Origin of the sequence: Vibrio sp. 2CM40D, from assembly GCF_023161825.1 — a bacterium.
GTDB lineage: Bacteria > Pseudomonadota > Gammaproteobacteria > Enterobacterales > Vibrionaceae > Vibrio > Vibrio alginolyticus.
Window position 1 is genome coordinate 1 of the sequence record NZ_JALNTL010000034.1, and the last position, 787, is coordinate 787.

1 protein-coding gene is annotated in these 787 nt (G+C 49.7%); it reads left to right on the forward strand.

Annotation, left to right across the window (positions count from 1 at the left end):
* Positions 1-787 (forward strand): hypothetical protein (locus MTF70_RS24275; protein ID WP_248394465.1); only part of this gene is annotated, 787 nt, incomplete at both ends.

Below are 787 nucleotides of genomic sequence, written 5' to 3' on the forward strand. Positions count from 1 at the left end.
CAGCGTATCCAAGTTACGGTAACCGACTCGTTAGGAGCGGTCATAAACTTAGAAACGGTGGTGACTGGTGGAAGTTGGTCTCTGGACGACGTTGACTTTTCTGGATTGTCTGAAGGTACGCTGACAGTTGTTGCTGAGAGTATAGATATAGCGGGCAACCCTGCAACCAGTGAAAACACCATCATTAAAGATACGCTCGCAAGTGTGACGGTGGACGTTGACGATGGCGGAGACGGCTATTTAAGCATTGAAGAGCGCCAATCTGTCACTTTGTCAGGGCAAGTCAGTGATGTTGAAAATGGTCAGACGGTTTCTGTCACGGTTCAAGACAGCTCAGGGGTGATGCTCTCGTTCAATGCCGTTGTCGTTGATGGTATGTGGCAAGTCGAAGGGGTGAACTTATCCACGTTAGCCGATGGGGCGTTAACCGTATCTGCCTCCGTGAATGATGTGGCGGGCAACCAAGCGAAAGCGATGGATGAGGCTACGACCATAGATGCCACTGCTCCCACCATTGATATCGATACGGATTTTTATATTAGCGGTGGTCTTGCCATTGATGATTTCCGTGAGGGTATAGTCACGGAAATGAGAGGGATAACCAGTGGTGTAGAGCAAGGTCTGGCAGTGACGATTCGGGTAAGTGACGGAGACAGCACGCTGAATTTTACTGGCCTTGTTGATGCATCAGGTTCGTGGACAGTAACCGGAATTGACGTAAACACTCTCAATCTAAACAACACGTGGACCATTGAAGCAGAAGTGTTGGATGCCGCCGGCAACCACG